Source organism: Heyndrickxia sp. FSL W8-0496 (genome assembly GCF_038007825.1).
GTDB classification, from domain to species: Bacteria; Bacillota; Bacilli; order Bacillales; family Bacillaceae_C; genus Heyndrickxia; species Heyndrickxia oleronia.
In genome coordinates this window covers 41,602-61,560 of record NZ_JBBOXX010000002.1, presented here as the reverse complement: position 1 = coordinate 61,560, position 19,959 = coordinate 41,602, and the positions used below count along the sequence as shown (strand labels likewise).

Here is a 19,959-nt window from a genome sequence, read left to right as displayed (position 1 = left end):
CATTACAATTATGCCTTTACTTGTTCCTTTGCTAATTCATTTAATCTGATCGTGTTGTAAATACTCATACCCTTAACGTTCATATCAACAGCGAATTGACTAGGAACCCAAAGAACTTCTATACCATAATCTTCACAGTAATCTTTTAAACGCTTATAAAGTACATCTTTTAATAAAATTGAAGCTCCACCATAGACAGGTATAACATCTACTTCATAGGCTAGTGCTTTTAAGCGATTTACAATCGAAGAAAATAATTTATCAGCAACTTCTTTTTTTGGTTGGGCCATATGTTTTAAAGCTAATTTATGAAAACGATGGCTACTATCTTTTAAATACTCCGATATTTTTTGACGAGTGATATCAATATCCAATTCTTTAGATAAATTTACAGAAGCTTTTTCAATAGCTTGACCTAATCCGAATTTTTCACCAGTGGATTTATATGGGTCTGCTGAATATCCTGTTGTGTATACTAATTCTGTTGAACCATCTCCTATATCAGTGTGTAGGAGTCTCTTATCAAGGAAATATGAACCATCCACTTCTTTTTCGTAGTCATCATTAAACTGATCAAAAATTTCATCGTTACGATAATGCTCTTGTCCATCTTCGATTAGTGTAAATAAAGCAGGTACACCTTCTTTCATGACTTTAACAAAGTTGAATTTCACATGAACATTAATAACTAGATTTTTTATGTAAACTTTCACTTGATGTAAGTGATCTACAAATCGATTATGGAATGTTTTTTCACTTTCTGAATCATGAATAGATGCTGGTAATGCTGTAGTCATATTAACATCTACATTAATTGTTTCTCCGTCTTTTATTTCATTTTGCTCTTTATAATGATTTTTTACAGCCTCAGCTACTATTATTCCTAAAGTATTTATTATTGGTAAGTCTTCAAGATGTTTTTTGAGGTTCTTAACATCCATATTATATAAATCCGCTTGGCTTACACTTTGTAAGGCAGCATTACCAATAAGATAGCGATAAGTACCTGTAATTGCCTTTGATTCAATTCGGATATCAATGTGATCGTGTAAATTAGATACAATTGAATCTAGTTGTTCATCAGATTCTCCAGGATCAGAATGTAATACCGCATAAACATTTGGTTGACGTAATAGTGTTCCGTTTATTATGATCTTATGTTCTGAATTTCCATTATCATTAGCGATTTCAAATTTATAATTCATACCAAAACCTCCGTTAATAAAAAATATTAAATTCTATTCTTATTTATTAATAATTTACCAATATATTCTTTCGGAGTCAATAAAGCTCATTATAATTCTATTGAAATATATTATTGTTAATATATTTGTAACGTTTGTATTAATAAATAATAGAAAGCTAGATATAAATAATCATTTATAATATAAATTAATAATATTTATTCAATATCATTTAAAATGACAACAAAGAGGCTTTGGGGATAAAGATATTATTACCGCTAACAGTTAATCAAAACGTTTGGAGATCGTTCTAGAACGTAAACAAAACGTTAACATGTATTTATCACTTTAGATTTCATAAAATAAATACGTTAACGTTTTGTTAACGTAAATTGAGATTGTTTAATATTCTTTCCGTTAGTACTTTAGCATTTCCATGTTTCACTTCGTTAATAAAATCAATTATCATGATACAAACGATACGCTCTAAGGAAAAAGGGTGATCTGGATACTGTTCTTCCATATCTGCTAAGACGATTTCACCTCTTAGCGCTTTTTTGCGTTTTATACCAATCTTTATCGTTACAAACGATGGAGCAACGTTCCGAACCGAGGAAACGATTTCGTTGTTTTTAATAATTAACCGCTTATCGTTTGCAGCAAATTCGTTAGTGCTTGGATAAGCATTCTCTATAATTTCCTTTTGTAACATTAATTGATTGTAGATTTTATCAATATCAGCAACCTTCTTTGAAAAATAAAGGAAGTCATCATATAAGGCATCAATAAGATCTTGTGGTGTAAAGACATACTCGCTTAATTCCTCTATATCTTCGCAAAATACTTGTAAACGGAGATAGATAGATACCGGAAGTGAAATGTTGTATTCAATCATTCCTCGTCTTGTAACACCCCATAGGAATTTATCAATTAAAGTTGTTGGTTTGGACTGAATGTAGTCTAATTCTTCTTCGATCAACTTATACCTACTCATTTATTATTCCTCCAATATTCATGTTGATCATAAGAGAGGTAATTCGATATGCTGCTTCTCTTAAACTACAATCCCACTCCACGGAACAATCAAATAGTTTCTGATGGTCAGAAGGCTTCAATTTCGCGTGTATGCTCTTTTTATGAGTTGCTGAATATGAAACTATTGGAAAAGCTTTCCCGCGCGTTAAACCGACTACTAGAAGGCTAGAAACATATTGAGTTGGAGATGAATTTTTCATTTTTGCTTGTTGTTTTATAATTTTCCTTTCAGCATCACTAAAAGGAATCTTTACGTCGATTTTTGCATCAGAACGTTTTTTACGATCTTTAATGTTATTATTCGTTTTTGGAACTTTTTCAGTGTTTACTCTTGGTTTTGTATTTGATCGATTAAACATTGGGTTTAGTGAAGTCATATTCTTCTGCCTCCTTTTATCCCTCTTTTTTTAGTAATTAACTCAGGGTCATATCGTCATTTGGTTACCTGGTAATAGTTTATGAGAGGAGGGAGGGGAGTAGTACAAGTTTATTTGAATTGAAGGTTTATTTATTGCTAGAACTGTCGATACTTTTTAACAATAAAAATAACGAACATTGTTTTATAAATAGAGAGGAGAAAATTATAATGTCGAAAACAAAAAGAAAAAATATACTTAAAGAGCAAGGGGTAACACCAGACTTGGCAAAAAAATTCGTTGAGGAAATTATGAAGAGTAAGGGAGTTAAGCCAAAAAGAAAGAAGTAATATCACACAGGAAAGAATGTTAATTACGGAAAGTAAAAAAGTAAAGAATTATGATTTTTACTGTAAGTTTTATATAAAAATTTAATCGAAATTAAAATTAACAGAACACATTTGGTCCTGTTAATTTTTTTATAATTTATTAGTGATTAGAGATATATAAATTATGATTTATATACCAATAATTACCTATAATTTCTATACGTACTACAATGTACCATGGTAGCTTTTATGTCTAAAATGTTACAATCCTTTCTGGAATCTTTCAAAAATATTACATTCCAGGAAGGATAGCAGCATGAATCACACACACATTTTTAGAAAATGGTTAATTGGGCTTGTTGTATTTACTTTAACAATAGCTTACATTCCATTAACAAACTTTATTGTCCATGCAGAAACCAATCAAAGTGAGAAAGGGACAAATAAGGATACAGGGGGAAAAGTAGGTCGAGAAAATCGAATCGAACAAACAGATTTAAGAACTGCAGATTCTAAAACGTTCCTAAATAATGATGGGACGTATACTTCAGAAATATCCCAAACTCCTATTCACTATAAAGATAAAAATGGTGAATGGAAAGATATCGATAATAAATTAGTCGATAGTCCAAATCAAAACAAAGTAGAAAATAAATCAAATGACTTTTCAGTAAAATTAGATAAGTCTGTAGATGGTGATGCTACTGTTAGCATCGAAGATAAAGATAAAATAATTGATTTTGGTTTAAATTCAGTTGAAGAAACCAATAAACCAAAAGAAACAAAGGTTCAGAATTCAAAAGGGATTGTAGAAGATAATTCCATTACTTATCCGAAGGTCCTTGAAGGTGTGAATCTTAAATATAGTTTAGGTTCAGATCGAGTGAAAGAAGACATTATATATCAAGAGAAACCTGAAAATGGTTTTCCAGAGAAATATACTTACAAAATCGATCTAAAAGGGCTCGAAGTAAAACAGGAAAACAAAGAAATCTACCTTATCGACCCTAAAAGCAAGGAAAAACTATATTATATTGATGCCCCATTAATGTACGACTCATTTATTCCGCAAGGATATAAATCAAATAAAGAAATTAAGTCAATCCCTGAAGAGGCAATCTCATACGACATAAGTATGGATTATGAAGAAATAAATGGACAACTTTACCTACATATTAAACCTAATCAAGACTGGCTTAATGATAAGAAAAGAATATATCCTTTAACCATTGATCCGACCATAGTAAGGATTAATTCATCTCAAAACGTGGAAGACACGAATATTCGTAGTAATTTCCCCACTCAAACTGGTGGAAATGATACAGAATTAGGTGTTGGACTATATAAAGATACAAAACAAACCAATGTTATACGTTCTTTATTAAAATTCAATGTAAGTTCTATCCCGAAAAATTCAGAAATTATGAAGGCTGATCTAAATTTATGGATGTCAGCAGTAAGCAATGATACTCCTATTAATATTAGTGCTTATCAATTGTCTAAAAGTTGGGATGAAAATCAAGCTAGTTGGAATTATAGCAAAACTTCTCCTTTAACCTCCTGGAGTGTGAAAGGTGGAGATTATACTTCAACTGTATTGAGTAGCATGGAAGTGGGAAACCAAATAGATTTAGCATATAGTCAAAAGTGGGATATACCAGTTGGATTAATTAATAAGTGGGTGACGAATCCATCTACTAACAATGGTATTATTTTGAAAAGTAATAGTGAGTCAACAAATACGTACAAAAAATTTATTTCAAGTGAATATCCGATAGATGGTCAATATCAGCCACTATTAGTCATCACATACAAAACAGGTGCCAGATTAGGAATTGAAGATTATTGGGAATATGATTCTCATTCACTAGTTGGGGGTACTAGCTATACTAATTTAACAACTGGTAATAATGTTATCCAATATGAAGATTTTACTTTACCATCTCGTGGAGGATTTGGCTTAGACTTTAATAGAACCTATAATTCTAAGTCGCAAGAAAATTCAATATTTGGATATGGTTGGACAGCAACAGGCCTAGAAAACCTATACGTTGGAAGTGAAAATATTGACTATACAGATGAAGATGGAACTACTCATAAATTTACTTATGATGACGCCAGTGCCCTATACAAATCAGAAGCAGGTAAATATTTAACCATTAAAAAGTCATCGGAATCAATTAACAATAAATATGTGTATATTATTATGAACTACAAGACAAATATGGTAATAAAAAGGTTTTTAAAATCGATGAGTTTAATAATGATACAGATTTAACTTTAGCTACTCTTCAATATTGGGAAGACCGTCATGGAAATCGAATTAATTTTGAATATAATTCAAAACATCAATTAATTAAGATTACTAGTGACCTAGGTAATGGTTTAGTAAAATCCATTGAACTTTCATACAATACTGATGGATATGTTGAAAGTGTATCTTACGAAGGTAGTAAATTTACTTATTCGTATAAAAATGACCAGTTGATAAGTATGAAACAATTAAAGAGTGATGGAACGTACTCAGTTACTCAATTTGAATATAAAGATAATCGAATATCAGCGATTATTGACCCTAACGGTAGACGAACTGATTTTACTTATCAAAATGAAATGTTAACAAAAGTTCAAGAACCACAAGAAATAAATGGTGTTAAAGATCCTAGTGATCGACCAGGAACGGAGTATTCTATTGATATTGCAAATAAATCTTCAATCATTACTTATCCTGAGGGAAACCATGAAACATATTATTCAAATGATCAATATGTAACAATTAAAAAAATAGATTCTGACGGAATGGAAACTACTTATACTCTAGATGAAAACTATAATCCCACTACAATTATAGAGGATGGACATCCGACTACAAATACTTATGATAATAAAGGGAACTTAACATCAACTACTGATCCTGAACATCACACGATCAGCTATGAGTATACTACTTTTAGTAATATTGCAAAAATGATAGATTCAAATCAAAACCCAACATTCTATACTTACAATGCTAAGGGTGATTTATTATCTATAAAGTATCCAGATACAGGTACTGAAACTTACCAATATGATTCATATGGTGATATTCAGTCTATAACACACCCTAATGATTCAACTGAAAATATAAATTATGATTATAAAACAAATCTAAAAACAGTCGAAAGCTTTGATCCATTCCTAAATAAGACAAAATCTGTCACAGATCATCAAGATAATGTATTGGAACGTACAGATGGTAAAGGAAATTCCTTTACCTACACTTATGATGAAAAGAATGAGCTTACTACAGTTAGTGATCCTAACAAAAAGATAACTAAATACGAATATGATGCTAATGGTAACATAACAAAAATCACTAATAGCAAAAATAAAGAAACAAACTTTGAATATGATGGTCAAAATAATCTTCAGAAGGAAAAAAATGCATTAGGTGATGAAACACGTTATCAGTATGACCTAAATGGGAATCTAGAAAAAACCTTATTACCAAATGACCATATCATAATTAATAACTACGATTATTCTGTTGATCAATTGAAGAGTATCGAAGTAAATGGTATGACCATGTGGGGATATGGATATGACAGCTCAGGCAGTGTAACTACAATTTGTGAAGGAGATTTCCCATGCAAAGGTTCCGATGTATTAAAAACCATATCTTATAAGGATGATGGTTCTGTAGATACAATTGTGGACAGAGGGAATTTAATCAACTACACAGATTTAGGTACAAAACAAGTTCTTAAGTATCAAGTAGGTAATGAAACTGAATCATTACAATTTTCTATAAATTCAATGGATAAACTAAGTTCGATTACAAAAAATGGGGATACCACTCCTTTAGCTACATTTGACTATGAAAAAGGAGGTATTCCCAAACTTGTAAGATATAAAAATGGTTATTCGATCGAAATGTATTATGATCATAATCGATTAAGTAAATATATGCTTAATAATAGCAGTACACAAGAACCTTTAGACACTTATACTTTTGATTATGACGCAAATAATAATATTACCAAAATTTATTCCGAAAAAAACGGAACCACAAGCTACACATATGATGATAAATTGGACCAATTAAAGAAAGAAAAGTTACCAGACGGAACAACAATTTCATATGAATATGATGAGGTAGGAAATCGAATTTCAAAAAGTATCACAAAATCAGGCGATTCAAAAGTTACTCAATATAGTTACAATGATGCAAATCAATTGATTAAGGTTGGAGAAAAGACCTATCAATACGATAAGAATGGGAATCTAAAAAACGATGGATCAAACGAGTATATTTTTAACGATCTAAATCAATTGGAAGAAATAAAGGATCAAACAGGAAAAACTATATCTAAATATACTTACGATGAAGAAGGAAAAAGAATTAGTAGTATAACTGGAACAGATACGATCCATTATTTTTATGATGGTAATCAAGTAATCTATGAAACAAATAGTGAAAACCAGATATTAAGAGAATATACTTATAATGATGCTGGGCAGCCATTAACAATGACGTCCAATGGAAAAACTTATTATTATTTATATAATCAACATGGAGACGTAATTGCTTTAACAGATGACAATGGTAAAGAAGTTGCATCCTACACATATGATGCATGGGGAAATATTTTGACCCAGTCTGGAGATATTGCTTCAGAAAATCCTTATCGTTATGCAGGTTATAGATTTGATGAAAATTCAAAGCTGTATTATCTAGTTGATAGATATTATAATTCTGAAACTGCAATCTTCTTATCAAAGGATTCTGAAGAAGGAGATGTAGAAAATCCTATATCTTTAAATGGATATAATTATGGTAATAATAATCCAGTAATGATGATAGATCCTAATGGACATTTTGCTTTTCTAATACCTGTAGCATATGCTGCGACGATTGCAGTCTTGGGAGTAGGGGTAGTTTATTATTTTATAAAATCACTCAATGCAGTAGGAAATTTAATAAATCAAAGCTTTGCCAGAGTGAAATCTAGACCAAAATATAGATCAAATTATGAAATACATCACATTGTTGCACAAAAGGCTAAAAAAGCTCAATTTGCTAGGGGCATTCTTAAGAATGTAGGTATAACAGTCAACGATTCCATAAACTTAATAAGTATAAAAACAGGACTGCATAGAAGAATGCATACAAATGTTTACTATTCCACAATCAACACCCTTATGGGGAATGCTTATAACAAAAGAAATAGTTATAGTAAAAACCATAAGAATGTAGTGGCTCTTTTACGGGCAGTCAGGGTCTGGTTAACAGCTAAGAGTATTAGTTCACCATTTTAATTAATAAATTAATGAATCAAACTTCTATTAGCAAATAAAAGATGATAGTATTTTTTATTTTGTCTGTTAATGGAACAATAAAAAAGAAAACAACTTTATAAAAAGATTTATAATAATAATAATGAAGATGTAGAATGAATTCTATTAAGTGACAGGGAGATAATTACCGAATAAGTGTAGTAGTACTTGGTGAATAGCTCAGAATTATACTGATAATGTTTTGTATTCAGATACCAGTAATTTTAATATTGTAACCCTACCTGCGAAGCAGGTGGGTATCTAAGGAGTGTAGCAAGTATGTTAGGTATGAATATAAAGAAAAAATTGAAAACTTCTTTTGAAATTATCTTCTCTGAGGATCAACGCTTTATGTGTCATAGCACAAATACAAATGTTATTTTATTTGATAATTGGGACCATTCTATTAGTATAAATTCTCCTAAGAACCCAAGTTGTGTTAAATTTTCAAGAAATAATAAGTTATTAATTATTAAAAATACAAGTGGTGGACTATGGATATATGACTTAGAAAACTTAAAGTTACTCAAAAGAATTTCCTCAAAAAGAAACTTCAAATTACTTGATGATGGCTTTGGAATTACAGAAAATAATAGAATATTAGATATTATGGATACAAAAAATGGGAATCAAATTATTTCGGTTGATGTAGACACAGGAGACTTTTCACTTCTAACAAATTATGAAAACTCCCAAATTAAATACAATGGATTTATCAATCAGCCAAATAATAAATTCCATTTATTTACATTGAGTCTTTTGAATAAAATAACTGGTTATGTTGAAAATAAAATAATCAAGATTAAAGAGCCAATTTCGCCTAGTTCAATTGAGATAATTAGTAATTCGAAGGTTTTTTTCTGGGATTCACTTATATATAGTTCTATTCATAATTTATTTATTTTAGTTGATGATTACGATTTGATTTTAATGAATATGGATTTCACTGATATTGTTACGAAAAAAAAATAATTAAAGATGAGTTTAAGGAAAAAGCAGGATATTTTATGCAAATTCATTTATCAAATAATGAGAAGTATGTCGTTCTTACATACAGTGAAAGTATACTAATACTAAGATTGGATGGCTTAGAACAAATATTAATGGAATATATACCATATTTATGTTTTGCTGCATTCAGTGCTAATGATGAATATCTTTTAGTAGGAACCTGGAAGAATGGGTTTGTTTTAGAGAATAATTTAGAGTAATTCAAACTTGAATGATAAATTGAAAAGGAATATTTCATCTTTTAAAAAATTTATGACTGTTGATTAATAAATATCAACAGCCATAATTTATAATTATTTATGTGATTACTATTTTTATGATTTTTTGGATAGGAACCCTTTGAGTAAAAATTAACATGGCTACGCCAATAGTTATCATGAACTATTGGTGTGGCCATTACTATTTTAATAATGGTAGTAATAGTGAAATTCTTGATGTCTATGACGATAAACAGGTTTTTTATAAATAAGATTCTAACCTTAGCTAAATAAAATTTATATCCTATGATGACGTTAGGCACTATGGGGAATTTTTTGATCCAGTCTGGCGATTTAGCCTCTGAAAATCCTTATCGTTATGCAGGATATCGCTATGATGAAAATACTAGTCTTTATTATTTAATGGCTAGATATTACTCTGCGGAAACATGTGTATTTTTATCGCAGGATCCTATTTTAGGGGATTTGAATAACCCCATTACACTTAATGGATATAGTTATTCCAATAATAATCCTGTCATGTTGATAGATCCTAATGGGACTAATGCTCAATTTAAATATGCTTTACGAAAAGGATGGATTGGGTGGTTGCAACAATATGTTGGTTGGCAAAATGCAGGAGCGTTATATAGTTTAATAGTAGGTAGAATAGCGGGGGTATACACATTAGGTGATATGATCCACAAGTTTACGAAAAAGCGACTTGAGATTAACTATATGGTTCAATATAGTGGAAAATATGTGAAAACAATTATTAGTCAAGCAAAGAATCAACTTTTAAAGACTTTTGCCAAAAAAGCAGCAGCAATGATTGGTGGTGGTATCCTCGGGTTGGTACCAGATATTTATACTTTCTCCTGGTATTTTGTAAAGGGATGGATGGAATATGGACGAAAGCATAAAAAATAAAATTATATTTTTATAAAAATCAGGTGAATTAATAATGGGCTTGTTTTATGGGATAGTAAGTATTGCAATTTTAATAGTAATTCTTTTTGCTAAGAATAAAGGTGAATTTTGGAATTTGTTATTTATAATTCCCTTGATATTTTACTTAATCATTTTTCAAATTTTATTGAATTTACAGGTTGAAAGTATCTTATTTTATTTAATACCCTTACTAGTGTTAATATTAATTTCTTATTATATAAAAAAAATAGTCAATCCAAGAATTAAGAATATGCGGCTCATTTCCTCTAAAAAGGATTTCGAATCACATATAATGCAGATAGAAAAACTGTTTATCTTTGCAGCAAAAGAAATTAAAAATGATAAGTGTGGTAAAATAGATGATTTTGAGATAGAGATTGTTATTGGTAAATTAGGTAAACCTTTTAGTAAAAATGATAAGATAACTCAAGATTCATATTCCTATGTAAATATCATGATTACCAATAAACTTAATGGAAAAGTTATAGTTGATAATTTTTGCATTTGGAACATAGAAACAATATTTTTTAAAAAGTATTTATTAATTACTAATTATACTAAGCAAGAAGATATTATTAGCTTGATTAGAAGCAAAATTAGAAACTATATAAAATAACTACTTCACTAAAGCTTCTGACATAAATGTCTTCCTTACATTTATGTCAGATTTTTTTATGAATATATAATATTGAATCGATTGTTACAATTCATGAAAATATATTTATTAGTAATAAAAAGCAGGCAATTTATGTTGTATAAGCCCCTGTTAATATTGCTAAAAGAATAATCTATTTAACTAAAGAGATAAGAAGGGATATTGTGAAGGAAGTTTTTTCAGGTATATTTGTATTTATTGTAGGTATAGTCTTACTATGGGCAGGAATTTTTTATGTTAATAAAAAGAACTATAAAGAACCAGATGACGGTATGAACTATTTACTAAAACTAACTCCACTACCGAAAATAATAAATTATTGGCTTGCAAAATTTATATTTTTACTTGCTGGATTTTTGCTTGTTTTTTCTTGTATCTATGGAGTGATTCAAAATATTTAATATTAAGTTGTGTATAAACTTAAAAATTATTAGACTTTTTTTGCCTTGAAGAAAAAGATTATTTCTTTAAGGCTTTTTCTTTTTTCTTAGAAGAAAAAACCTATATAGAGTACAACTTTATTGTTTAGGGTACAACTTAATTGTACGATAACAAAAACCTAGAAAGAGGGGAGGAACTTAAATAATACAATTATGCGTAAAATATCAATTTTACGAAACTTTGACACATATATATAAAATATGGTAAAATAAAAAGACTAAGATATAGAAATCTTAACCTCTATTATAATAGTTTATTAACATTTATGTATGAATAGATTTTAGTCAACCCTAGAGTTGAGTTACTTTCTATTCTATTAATAACTAGTCGATCCTAGAAACGAGTAATTATTAAGTAATTACATATTAATATAATTAAAATATAAAGTCAAGGGTGAAAAATATTGAGAACTGAGTTGATGAATATCTTTTTTGATGAAAGTGGAACAAAAAAAGATAAACCTACATTAATGGCCGGACTATTAATTCCTTCAAAAATATACAATACATTAGAATATAATAATTTAAACAAAAAGTTACGGAGTAAAGAGTTTACAAACTTACATTGGACTGATTATACAGGTTACTTAAAGCTACAAAATGATATTCTTGAGGTTCTTTTTACCTTCGCAAAGTTTGCAAGATATTGCAAACTAAATGTTATTAATTATAACGAAAATCCTTTAGATATTCGTAAAAATCTCTATAATCAGGATCATTCTAGTGCGGAAAAATTATCTCAAATAATGATTTATACAAAGATTCCAGAGCGAATATTATATGGACTATTAAGGAACTATGGTAAAGATGTTTACATCAAGTCTACCCTGTTTATTGAACATTCCAATCGTTATGCAGATTATCAACTAGATAAAAGATTAGTAGAACAGTTGAATATTCAGTCAATGTACCGTGGAGAACAATTTGGGGTTATTGATTGCTGTTTTAAAAATAAAAGAGAAGAAATTGGAGTTGAAATTACTGATTTGATTTTAGGATTTATTCGACAAGTAATACTAAATGAAGTAGTTCCCTCCTCTCTTAGCCAGGAAGAATTAATTGAGAGAAAACTTAAAGGAAAAAAGGCTAAAAATGACCTTGCAGTTAAACTAGTAAAAAACAAAGATTTTATGGATTTTATCTCATCTATAAAATATTACGAATGGGAATCTAATAATGAACTGAAGGAAAGAAACTTCTCTGATTATCTAAATCTTTTTATGACTTCACATATATATGAGTTTTAAGTTATGTTCTAAAGTAACTGTTTTATTAATTGTTAGAAATTTCATCTATAGTTAGGAGCTAAAATAATGTCAATTCAACGTTTAATTGAAAAAATCCGAAATAATGATGTCGTACTTTGGGCTGGGTCAGGTTTGTCTTTCTATGCTGGTATGCCTAAAGTTAGCGAAATTATTAACGAAATACTAGAAAAATGTACTGAAGAAGAGAAAAATTACATACAAGGAAAAACAAACCTCGCTGAGGTTGCTAATGATTTTATTGCAATGAGAAGTGGTTCAAGACATGAATTAAATACAATTCTATTTAATCTAATTGACAAAGATCCCTCATCTCTGAAATATCACAAAATGCTCTCAGAGATTCCTCAAATTAATACAATAATTACTACGAACTATGATAAATTATTTGAGCTTGCTTATGAAAGAGATATTTACCCGATTATAAGTAATTCTCACATCCCTTATGCAAACAGTAAGAGAGTAGATTTATATAAGGTTCATGGTGATATTGGTGTACCAGATAGTATTCTTATATCAAGTAAAGACTATACAGAATTTTTTAATGAAGAACAGAATCCTATTTGGACAAAAATTAAGAGTATAGTAGCAGAAAAGACTATTTTATTTGTTGGATTTAGTTTAGCAGATCAAAATATTGATTATCTCATAAACAACGTAATTAGATCTTTAGGCAGCAATCAAAAGGAGTTTTTTTTAGTATCCCCTAATATGCCGCCTTTTAAAGTAAATGAATTAAAATCCAAGAAAGTGGAATACATTAATATGACTGGTGAGGATTTTATTACACAAGTTCATAGCGAGATAAAAAAAAAATAATTTATGACATACTAGATAATAAGGTTAATGCCCAACTTGGAACAAAGCTATTGATGCAATGGGGCATGGATTTAGGTGTGAAAATTGCTCAAGGAAAGACATATATAGACATGATAAAGTCAATTGATAATAGTCCATTAAATTTACAAATTGGATTTAAAAATCTAAACTTTATAGAGCTACTTTCTACTAGTATGTACGAGCCTATAAAAATTGATGGAAATCTAATTAGTTCCTTTAAATCTACCTTTAGAGATATTGAAATCCCAATTCCAAAAGGAAATAATTTTTCATTAAAGATTTCTCATATACCTGCTGCTTCTTTCAAATCAAACATTTTAGTACCATTCACATCAGAGTATCTAGAAAATGCAGAGATCCATTTTTTCGGTAAAAAGATAGAAGAAGTGGTTATGAAAATTACTCATCCATTAATTCGAATGACTATGAATCTAAAAGACAATTGTTTTAACTTTACTATTAATGAGTTAACTTCGGTTGCTCAGGCCAAAAACATATTTAACTTTCTACATTCCTTATTTTGTGTTGAAAATAGCTTTACTTTAGATCATCCCGATTTTGATGAGGAACCTTTGTTACAGTTTAAACTTGGACCAGATAATAAGGATTTACTTAACGATATAAAAGCCATTTCTAACCTTATGAATGACTTAAGTAGCATTGAGTCTTATTATCGTGTGAGATTCAAAGATTTTAATTTAAACATAAGTCATGATGAATATGAGAGTATACAATTATTATTATTAAATATTACAAAAGAAAAAAGAAAGATTAATTCTATCGCATTTAATATTAATGTATTTGACGAAGAATCATTACTTAAAGCTATTAAGAATAATAAAGGTGCTCCTGTCTCAATTGTTTACAATCAAGTGACTATAAATCTATTTAATAAAGACATAGTGATTCCAAGAAAGTTCGTTACTGAGGCTCCTGATGCTTATTTTACTGATTCAAAAACTTTAATTAGACAAATTCAAAGGAAAAAATCAATTGTCGGACTTAAAATTAAAGTAAAAAGTAAGAAAAACCAATTAACCCAATATTTTTCATAATAATAACTCAAAAGTTATAAACAAAAAATATGATTAACTTCTCGTAAAAATTGTATTTTACGCATAATTCGACATTAAACGACAAAAAAGGAGCATGATTATGGCTGATACCAGACAACATAAAATCCATGAACAAAAACTCAATGAATTAGTCAAAATAATGCCCTACTTTGTGGCTGAATATGTAGATGATAAACGTGACTCTCGCTCCCCTTCTACTCTATTGAACTATGTACATGATTATAAATTGTTTTTTGAATGGTTAATCGAGAAAAACATTGCAAACTGTAAAGAGATTAAAGATATCGATCTTTCTGTTCTAGAAAATTTAAAGTTAGAACAAGCGAAGAGATTTTTTAAGGAGCTACAGAGACGGGATATTCAAATTAATAAGGATGAAACTAAGAAACCGGAGAAAGTAACGATTAATCGTAAAATCTCCGCACTCCGCTCTCTATTTCATTACTTAACTACTCAAACTGAAAGAGATGATGGTGAACCTTATTTCTATAGAAACGTTATGTTAAAAGTTGAGGTTAATAAAGTAAAAGAAACGCTTGGTGCCAGGGCAAATAAAATTTCGAGGGATATTTTCCACAATAATGAAGATGTAACATTCTTGAATTATATAAAAAATGATTATTATAATGAATTGCCACCAAAATCTCGTAGTAAATTTTACTTTGAACGAGATAAGGAACGTGATTTTGCTATCCTTTCCTTATTTTTAGGTAGTGGGATTCGTGTAAATGAGCTTTCAAATCTTAGGTTAAGGGATTTAGATTTTGAGGAAAATCAAATTAGTGTCATACGTAAAGGTGGAAAATTAGATACTATTGCTGTAGTTCCAGAATCAATGGGTGATCTGAAAGAGTACCTAAGTATTCGTTCGGAAAGGTATAAAGCTACATCTGAGGATTATGATTACGTATTTGTAACAAAAGTTCATAATACCGCTTCTCCCCTCTCTAATCGAGCGATTGAAAGTTTAGTGAAGAAATATACTAAAGCATATAAATCTAATAAGTCGATGTCTCCACATAAATTAAGGCATACATATGCTACGAACTTAATGGATGAGACAAATGATATTCACTTATTAATGCGTCAGCTGGGCCATACATCAACTTCAACCGCAGCACTTTATTCTAATCCTGAGCAGGAGAAAGCTAAGTTAGCTTCGAGAAAACTTGGAGAGCGTAGAAAAAATTCTTTAGGCTCATAATACTCAAATAAAAAATGGAGCATATGAGCTACATTTTTTTGAGTTTACACATACAGAAATATCTTGGAGACAAAAGTTCACTAAAGGCTGATCCTGAATATCTATTGGTCCCCCAAATATATAACCTAGAATTTCGCAACCATCGGTAAGCCTCTATAAGCTCGATTAAGTTTTTTTAACACGATATGTGCCATGTATTTTGCTACTTGGAGAAATTTATCTAGCTCACCATAATTATTTTCCACAACGAACAATGGTTTAAAGAAAGCTAGAATTGACCAATTATAGGTATTCTTTTGTTTTCAAGTTTTTTGAAATACGAATTTTTTTAAAATTCCATGACATTTTTTCCAAAAAATGTTACAATTCATAATAGTATGGAAAATTATATTGAAAAGGGGATAGAAAAATGAGTAAAAATGTAAATCTAAAAAAGTTTTTAGTATTAATGTTTTCGGTTTTTTTGTTGCTCCCATCGATATCATCAGCTGCTGAGTCTACTGAATATAAATACAAAACACTGGAAGAGTTTTATCAAGCTGCAAAAATTTTAAAAGCTGATTCATCAAAAACAGAAGAAGAAATAGGTGACTTGTTATTAAAAAATACTGATCCTATTGTTTTAAACCAATATTTTGATGAATTTTTCAATGAAGTAAATTCATCAATGGAAGTTCTTATGGAAAAAGCAAATAAAGAAAGTTTAAATATAAATACTAAAAATAATAATGGTACAATATTATATAATGATAAAATTTATCTTTCTCACGGTGAAAAAGTTCAAATAATAATAAAAGATGAGCCTGAAGCATCTATAGGAATCACTGGATCTGAATATAAAGAATATGGTAATAGACGTTATACAGCTACATTTAAAATAAATGCAATAGCTTGGCCTGATTCTACTATAAGTTTAGTGAATCATTATAAGATTGGAAGTTATGGACTAAAAATGACAAGTGTTGATTCAGCTGGTACAACGGCTATTTTTCCAACAACTATTAAAGTAGTTAGTACAGATATTACTGATGGAGTAGCTGAAAAAGTAGGTTATGATATTAATGGAAGAGGTCAATATACAGTAACAATTGGAGGATATAATGGAATTGGTCTTATTACACGGCACTATACATTAACCAGTACAATTAAGCTAGAAAAATTGTATAATGATGCTGCCGTTGTTAATCAAAGTTTTAGTGTGAAGTATTAATCTTTAGTTGGGAAGTGACCTTATGGATTGGTTTGCTTATCTACCTATACTAGTTGTAATTCTTACAATCCTTATAATTATAGGACTTTATTTCATGATAACTAACTTCTTTAAAAGGATTTTTAAAAAAAAAAAGTAAATTTAACTAAAATATCTAGTTAGATACGCTAATGGCACAGGAGCACATAAGCAATTAATACCCTCCTTAGTCCATACTTGAGAAAAAACCTCACATATGCCTTCTCTGGTGTATGAACTTATTAAGTGCACTCCAATCGTTAGAAACCATCTAACAATTGGAGATGCATTTTTTTTTACTAAATTTATAAGTGAAATCAAATTAATGATTATTCAAGGCTATTCGAAAGCAATTTCTTAATCGAAATATGCAAAAAAATGGTTATTACCAAAGCGTAATTTCAATAATGGTTCAGCAATCCCTATGAAGATAGAATTTAAAAAAATAGTAATTATATAAATTGAAGGAGTTTCTTATTATGAGGCTATTTCTTTTAATATTTGCATTCCCATTAAAATCAAATAAAAATAAACGGCCATTTATAATAAAAAGTACATAAAAGAACGAGTGCATTCCAGATACACTCGTTCTTTTATGTACTTTTAAATTAATTATCTTTATAAATAAAAGGATAATAAGCTAAAGGAATAACCACAACCATTGTAGCAAATATCCATAGCTTGGTTTGTATCGATAACATTTGCTCTGGATTAATCACGCTACAAGGAATAGATTAGCAAGTATAAAATCAATAATTCTGTTAACCTCACAAGAATGAAATTTGTGTAAAGATATTTAACGAATAATCGCATCCATTTCCGGCAGGATATAGATATATGCATCGTCCACATGCTTGACGTACACAGTAGCTTTTTCACCGGATTGTCCTTTTGAGGAAATCAAATAAGATACTGTTTCTGTAGTACCGGCATCTATGAGCGATCTCAAAGAATACCTATTGATTCGTTCAGAAAGGTATAAGGCTACATCTGAAGATTATGATCATGTATTTGTAACAAAAGTTCATAATACTGCCTCTCCCCTCTCTAATCGTGAGTCTGGTAAAGAAATACACCAAAGCATATAAATCTAATAAGTCGATGTCTCCACATAAATTAAGGCATACCTATGCTACGAACTTGATGGATGAGACAAATGATATTCACTTATTAATGCGTCAGTTGGGCCATACATCTACTACAACAGCAAAGCTTTATTCGAATCCTGAACCAGAGAAAGCGAAATTAGCTTCAAAACAACTTGGGGAACGGAGAAAAAAGGTTTAGTAGATTATTTAAATTAGATAAACAAAAAAATGGAGCTAAGGAAGCTCCATTTTTTATATAGATGGTTCACAATCTTTATTTGTCATGATTCCTAATAATATATTATCTTTGCTAGTTATACTCAAATCATTAATTCTTTTATTAGTATCTAGTTTTTGAGAGCCTAAAAAGAATTTCTAAAGATAGTTTATATTTAAATTCCATTGGACACCCAATAATAATAAGTATTCTCATAAATTTTTATTCAAAATCTTAACTCTCTATTTTTTACCAAGTTTGTCGAAGTTAGTCAAACTTTTTAATAATTAAATGCGTCATATACTATTCTGCTATTCTTGTTTACACCATACCAACCCCATGTAGCTGTATGACCCTCCATAGTATTTGGGTCATCAACGACAACTTCATATACGTGAATAATAAAATTATTGCCTTCGTCGTGATCATATTCAACAAATACATTTGGGTTCGGCTTAATATCCAAATATTGTCTCACTAAATCCTCCGCTTGTTTATGTGTTAATGTTTTGTCAGCTTCTTCTTGCTTCTTTTTTTCTTCCGCAGCTCTTTTTTTAGCCTCTTCTTTTTTCTTAGCTTCTGCTAATTCTTTTTCTGCCTCAATTTTTTCATTGTATGTTTTTTTTGCTTCTATAGACTGCTGCATGAGTTCTGTTAAACTACTTTGTACATCAATGAAAAAATTTTTTTCTTTTAATTCGTTGTTTTTAGCTTGTTTAAATGTGTTATATGCTTCATCAAATTTGTTTTGTTCAAGAAGGGTTTTTCCTTTTTGTATGCTACTTTCAATCTCTTTCTTTATAGTTAACAATTTATTGCTTTCTTGAATAAGCTGATCAGCATTTTTAGTAGCAATCTCCTCATATTTTCCCATGTTTTTTATACCCTTAATCTTTTTGGCATTATATATACTTATCTCAAATTCTCCATTTTCTAATGCTGTTTTACTTTCATTTAATAGATTCGAAATATTTAATAGTTTATTAACAGTATTAGTTTCTTTCTCATCTTTAGCTTTCTCGAATGATTCTATGGATTCTTCATAATTCCCATTCTTTAGTTCCTCTTCCCCATTTTCTAACTGTCTTAAATATTCTTTAGGTGTACACCCTCCCAAAAGCAATAATGCACAAATTAAAACAAGAATTTTTTTCATCTAGTTTCCCCCATTGATTTAATACATAGATAAATTTACCACTTTTCTAATTCCTAATCACTATAATAATCACCCTTTAATAAACATTAAAATTTAATAAATCTAATTTCAGATCGTAGAAGGGTTAATTAATTTTTCAGTAAAAGGTTTCAATGTCTACTCATTTAATATTTATCAGGAAAAAGTGGCCATAGCATACTTATTGAGACAACACTAAAGACCCATACCTTTTAGGCTTGGGTCTTTTGTATTGTCTTATGATGATCAGCCAGCCAAACTCCTGACAGACTGGAATTATAATCTACACTAGTCGCATTATTATTATGAACAAAAACTTAGTGAGTTATATTAGAGTTGATAACTAATATTATGATGAAAACAGCAAAAACTTACTGTTAGTTTAAGCCCCTT

The 19,959-nt window shown here is 29.5% G+C and carries 18 protein-coding genes; 13 read left to right on the top strand and 5 right to left on the bottom strand.

What is annotated here, in order from left to right:
* Nucleotides 1-8: 8 nt before the first annotated feature.
* The 3 genes from NST63_RS26745 to NST63_RS26735 all read right to left on the bottom strand — a co-directional run bounded on the left by NST63_RS26745 (nucleotide 9) and on the right by NST63_RS26735 (nucleotide 2,596).
* Nucleotides 9-1,205: a ParM/StbA family protein gene (locus tag NST63_RS26745; protein WP_341044276.1), complete on the bottom strand. Its 1,197-nt coding sequence runs from the start codon at nucleotides 1,203-1,205 to the stop codon at nucleotides 9-11.
* A gap of 361 nt (nucleotides 1,206-1,566) precedes the next feature.
* Nucleotides 1,567-2,178 carry a hypothetical protein gene (locus tag NST63_RS26740; RefSeq protein ID WP_341044275.1) on the bottom strand — a complete coding sequence of 204 codons (612 nt, stop codon included), beginning with the start codon at nucleotides 2,176-2,178 and terminating at the stop codon, nucleotides 1,567-1,569.
* The gene (locus NST63_RS26735; RefSeq protein ID WP_180212684.1) at nucleotides 2,171-2,596 is read right to left on the bottom strand and encodes a hypothetical protein; all 426 of its coding nucleotides are present in this window, start codon (nucleotides 2,594-2,596) and stop codon (nucleotides 2,171-2,173) included. The genes NST63_RS26740 and NST63_RS26735 overlap by 8 nt, the downstream gene beginning before the upstream one ends.
* A gap of 624 nt (nucleotides 2,597-3,220) precedes the next feature.
* On the opposite strand from NST63_RS26735, the gene NST63_RS26730 reads away from it, so the two are divergent.
* From NST63_RS26730 to NST63_RS26675, 12 genes are all read left to right on the top strand, one after another.
* Nucleotides 3,221-5,182, top strand: a complete 1,962-nt coding sequence (locus NST63_RS26730) for a DNRLRE domain-containing protein (RefSeq protein WP_341044274.1) — start codon at nucleotides 3,221-3,223, stop codon at nucleotides 5,180-5,182.
* Nucleotides 5,183-5,397: 215 nt separating this feature from the next.
* On the top strand, nucleotides 5,398-8,202 hold the full coding sequence (locus tag NST63_RS26725; protein WP_341044273.1) for an RHS repeat-associated core domain-containing protein: 2,805 nt from the start codon (nucleotides 5,398-5,400) through the stop codon (nucleotides 8,200-8,202).
* A gap of 297 nt (nucleotides 8,203-8,499) precedes the next feature.
* Nucleotides 8,500-9,192 carry a hypothetical protein gene (locus NST63_RS26720; RefSeq protein ID WP_341044272.1) on the top strand — a complete coding sequence of 231 codons (693 nt, stop codon included), beginning with the start codon at nucleotides 8,500-8,502 and terminating at the stop codon, nucleotides 9,190-9,192.
* Between the two features lie 35 nt (nucleotides 9,193-9,227).
* Entirely contained in the window at nucleotides 9,228-9,431 is a 204-nt protein-coding gene (locus NST63_RS26715; RefSeq protein WP_341044271.1) for a hypothetical protein, read from the top strand.
* Nucleotides 9,432-9,764: 333 nt separating this feature from the next.
* Complete coding sequence (locus NST63_RS26710) at nucleotides 9,765-10,358, top strand: RHS repeat-associated core domain-containing protein (protein ID WP_071977079.1); 594 nt, start codon at nucleotides 9,765-9,767, stop codon at nucleotides 10,356-10,358.
* A gap of 34 nt (nucleotides 10,359-10,392) precedes the next feature.
* On the top strand, nucleotides 10,393-10,995 hold the full coding sequence (locus NST63_RS26705) for a hypothetical protein (protein WP_071977080.1): 603 nt from the start codon (nucleotides 10,393-10,395) through the stop codon (nucleotides 10,993-10,995).
* 203 nt (nucleotides 10,996-11,198) lie between these two features.
* Nucleotides 11,199-11,435, top strand: coding sequence for a hypothetical protein (locus NST63_RS26700; protein ID WP_071977081.1), 237 nt, complete (start codon nucleotides 11,199-11,201; stop codon nucleotides 11,433-11,435).
* A gap of 443 nt (nucleotides 11,436-11,878) precedes the next feature.
* Nucleotides 11,879-12,721: a DUF3800 domain-containing protein gene (locus NST63_RS26695; RefSeq protein WP_280618112.1), complete on the top strand. Its 843-nt coding sequence runs from the start codon at nucleotides 11,879-11,881 to the stop codon at nucleotides 12,719-12,721.
* A gap of 66 nt (nucleotides 12,722-12,787) precedes the next feature.
* On the top strand, nucleotides 12,788-13,558 hold the full coding sequence (locus NST63_RS26690) for an SIR2 family NAD-dependent protein deacylase (RefSeq protein WP_280618110.1): 771 nt from the start codon (nucleotides 12,788-12,790) through the stop codon (nucleotides 13,556-13,558).
* A gap of 65 nt (nucleotides 13,559-13,623) precedes the next feature.
* Nucleotides 13,624-14,634, top strand: a complete 1,011-nt coding sequence (locus NST63_RS26685; protein ID WP_341044270.1) for a hypothetical protein — start codon at nucleotides 13,624-13,626, stop codon at nucleotides 14,632-14,634.
* A 100-nt stretch (nucleotides 14,635-14,734) separates the two neighbouring features.
* Nucleotides 14,735-15,859 (top strand): tyrosine recombinase XerS, encoded by a 1,125-nt coding sequence (xerS, locus tag NST63_RS26680; protein WP_436580663.1) that lies wholly within the window; start codon nucleotides 14,735-14,737, stop codon nucleotides 15,857-15,859.
* Between the two features lie 409 nt (nucleotides 15,860-16,268).
* The gene (locus tag NST63_RS26675) at nucleotides 16,269-17,069 is read left to right on the top strand and encodes a hypothetical protein (RefSeq protein WP_341044268.1); all 801 of its coding nucleotides are present in this window, start codon (nucleotides 16,269-16,271) and stop codon (nucleotides 17,067-17,069) included.
* 814 nt (nucleotides 17,070-17,883) lie between these two features.
* Here NST63_RS26675 and NST63_RS26670 read toward each other — a convergent pair.
* Entirely contained in the window at nucleotides 17,884-18,036 is a 153-nt protein-coding gene (locus NST63_RS26670; protein ID WP_341044267.1) for a hypothetical protein, read from the bottom strand.
* A 152-nt stretch (nucleotides 18,037-18,188) separates the two neighbouring features.
* Between NST63_RS26670 and NST63_RS26665 the strand changes: the two genes are divergently transcribed.
* Nucleotides 18,189-18,374 (top strand): tyrosine-type recombinase/integrase, encoded by a 186-nt coding sequence (locus tag NST63_RS26665; RefSeq protein WP_341044266.1) that lies wholly within the window; start codon nucleotides 18,189-18,191, stop codon nucleotides 18,372-18,374.
* A 298-nt stretch (nucleotides 18,375-18,672) separates the two neighbouring features.
* Here NST63_RS26665 and NST63_RS26660 read toward each other — a convergent pair whose 3' ends face one another.
* The gene (locus NST63_RS26660) at nucleotides 18,673-19,548 is read right to left on the bottom strand and encodes a hypothetical protein (protein ID WP_341044265.1); all 876 of its coding nucleotides are present in this window, start codon (nucleotides 19,546-19,548) and stop codon (nucleotides 18,673-18,675) included.
* Nucleotides 19,549-19,959: the final 411 nt, after the last annotated feature.

What these genes read in the sequence shown, in the direction of transcription:
- NST63_RS26745 (WP_341044276.1), bottom strand. Translation starts at nt 1,205, where the DNA reads ATGAATTATAAATTTGAAATCGCTAATGATAATGGAAATTCAGAACAT.
- NST63_RS26740 (WP_341044275.1), bottom strand. Translation starts at nt 2,178, where the DNA reads ATGAGTAGGTATAAGTTGATCGAAGAAGAATTAGACTACATTCAGTCC.
- NST63_RS26735 (WP_180212684.1), bottom strand. Translation starts at nt 2,596, where the DNA reads ATGACTTCACTAAACCCAATGTTTAATCGATCAAATACAAAACCAAGA.
- NST63_RS26730 (WP_341044274.1), top strand. Translation starts at nt 3,221, where the DNA reads ATGAATCACACACACATTTTTAGAAAATGGTTAATTGGGCTTGTTGTA.
- NST63_RS26725 (WP_341044273.1), top strand. Translation starts at nt 5,398, where the DNA reads ATGAAACAATTAAAGAGTGATGGAACGTACTCAGTTACTCAATTTGAA.
- NST63_RS26720 (WP_341044272.1), top strand. Translation starts at nt 8,500, where the DNA reads ATGTTAGGTATGAATATAAAGAAAAAATTGAAAACTTCTTTTGAAATT.
- NST63_RS26715 (WP_341044271.1), top strand. Translation starts at nt 9,228, where the DNA reads ATGCAAATTCATTTATCAAATAATGAGAAGTATGTCGTTCTTACATAC.
- NST63_RS26705 (WP_071977080.1), top strand. Translation starts at nt 10,393, where the DNA reads ATGGGCTTGTTTTATGGGATAGTAAGTATTGCAATTTTAATAGTAATT.
- NST63_RS26690 (WP_280618110.1), top strand. Translation starts at nt 12,788, where the DNA reads ATGTCAATTCAACGTTTAATTGAAAAAATCCGAAATAATGATGTCGTA.
- NST63_RS26685 (WP_341044270.1), top strand. Translation starts at nt 13,624, where the DNA reads ATGGATTTAGGTGTGAAAATTGCTCAAGGAAAGACATATATAGACATG.
- xerS (WP_436580663.1), top strand. Translation starts at nt 14,735, where the DNA reads ATGGCTGATACCAGACAACATAAAATCCATGAACAAAAACTCAATGAA.
- NST63_RS26675 (WP_341044268.1), top strand. Translation starts at nt 16,269, where the DNA reads ATGAGTAAAAATGTAAATCTAAAAAAGTTTTTAGTATTAATGTTTTCG.
- NST63_RS26665 (WP_341044266.1), top strand. Translation starts at nt 18,189, where the DNA reads ATGTCTCCACATAAATTAAGGCATACCTATGCTACGAACTTGATGGAT.
- NST63_RS26660 (WP_341044265.1), bottom strand. Translation starts at nt 19,548, where the DNA reads ATGAAAAAAATTCTTGTTTTAATTTGTGCATTATTGCTTTTGGGAGGG.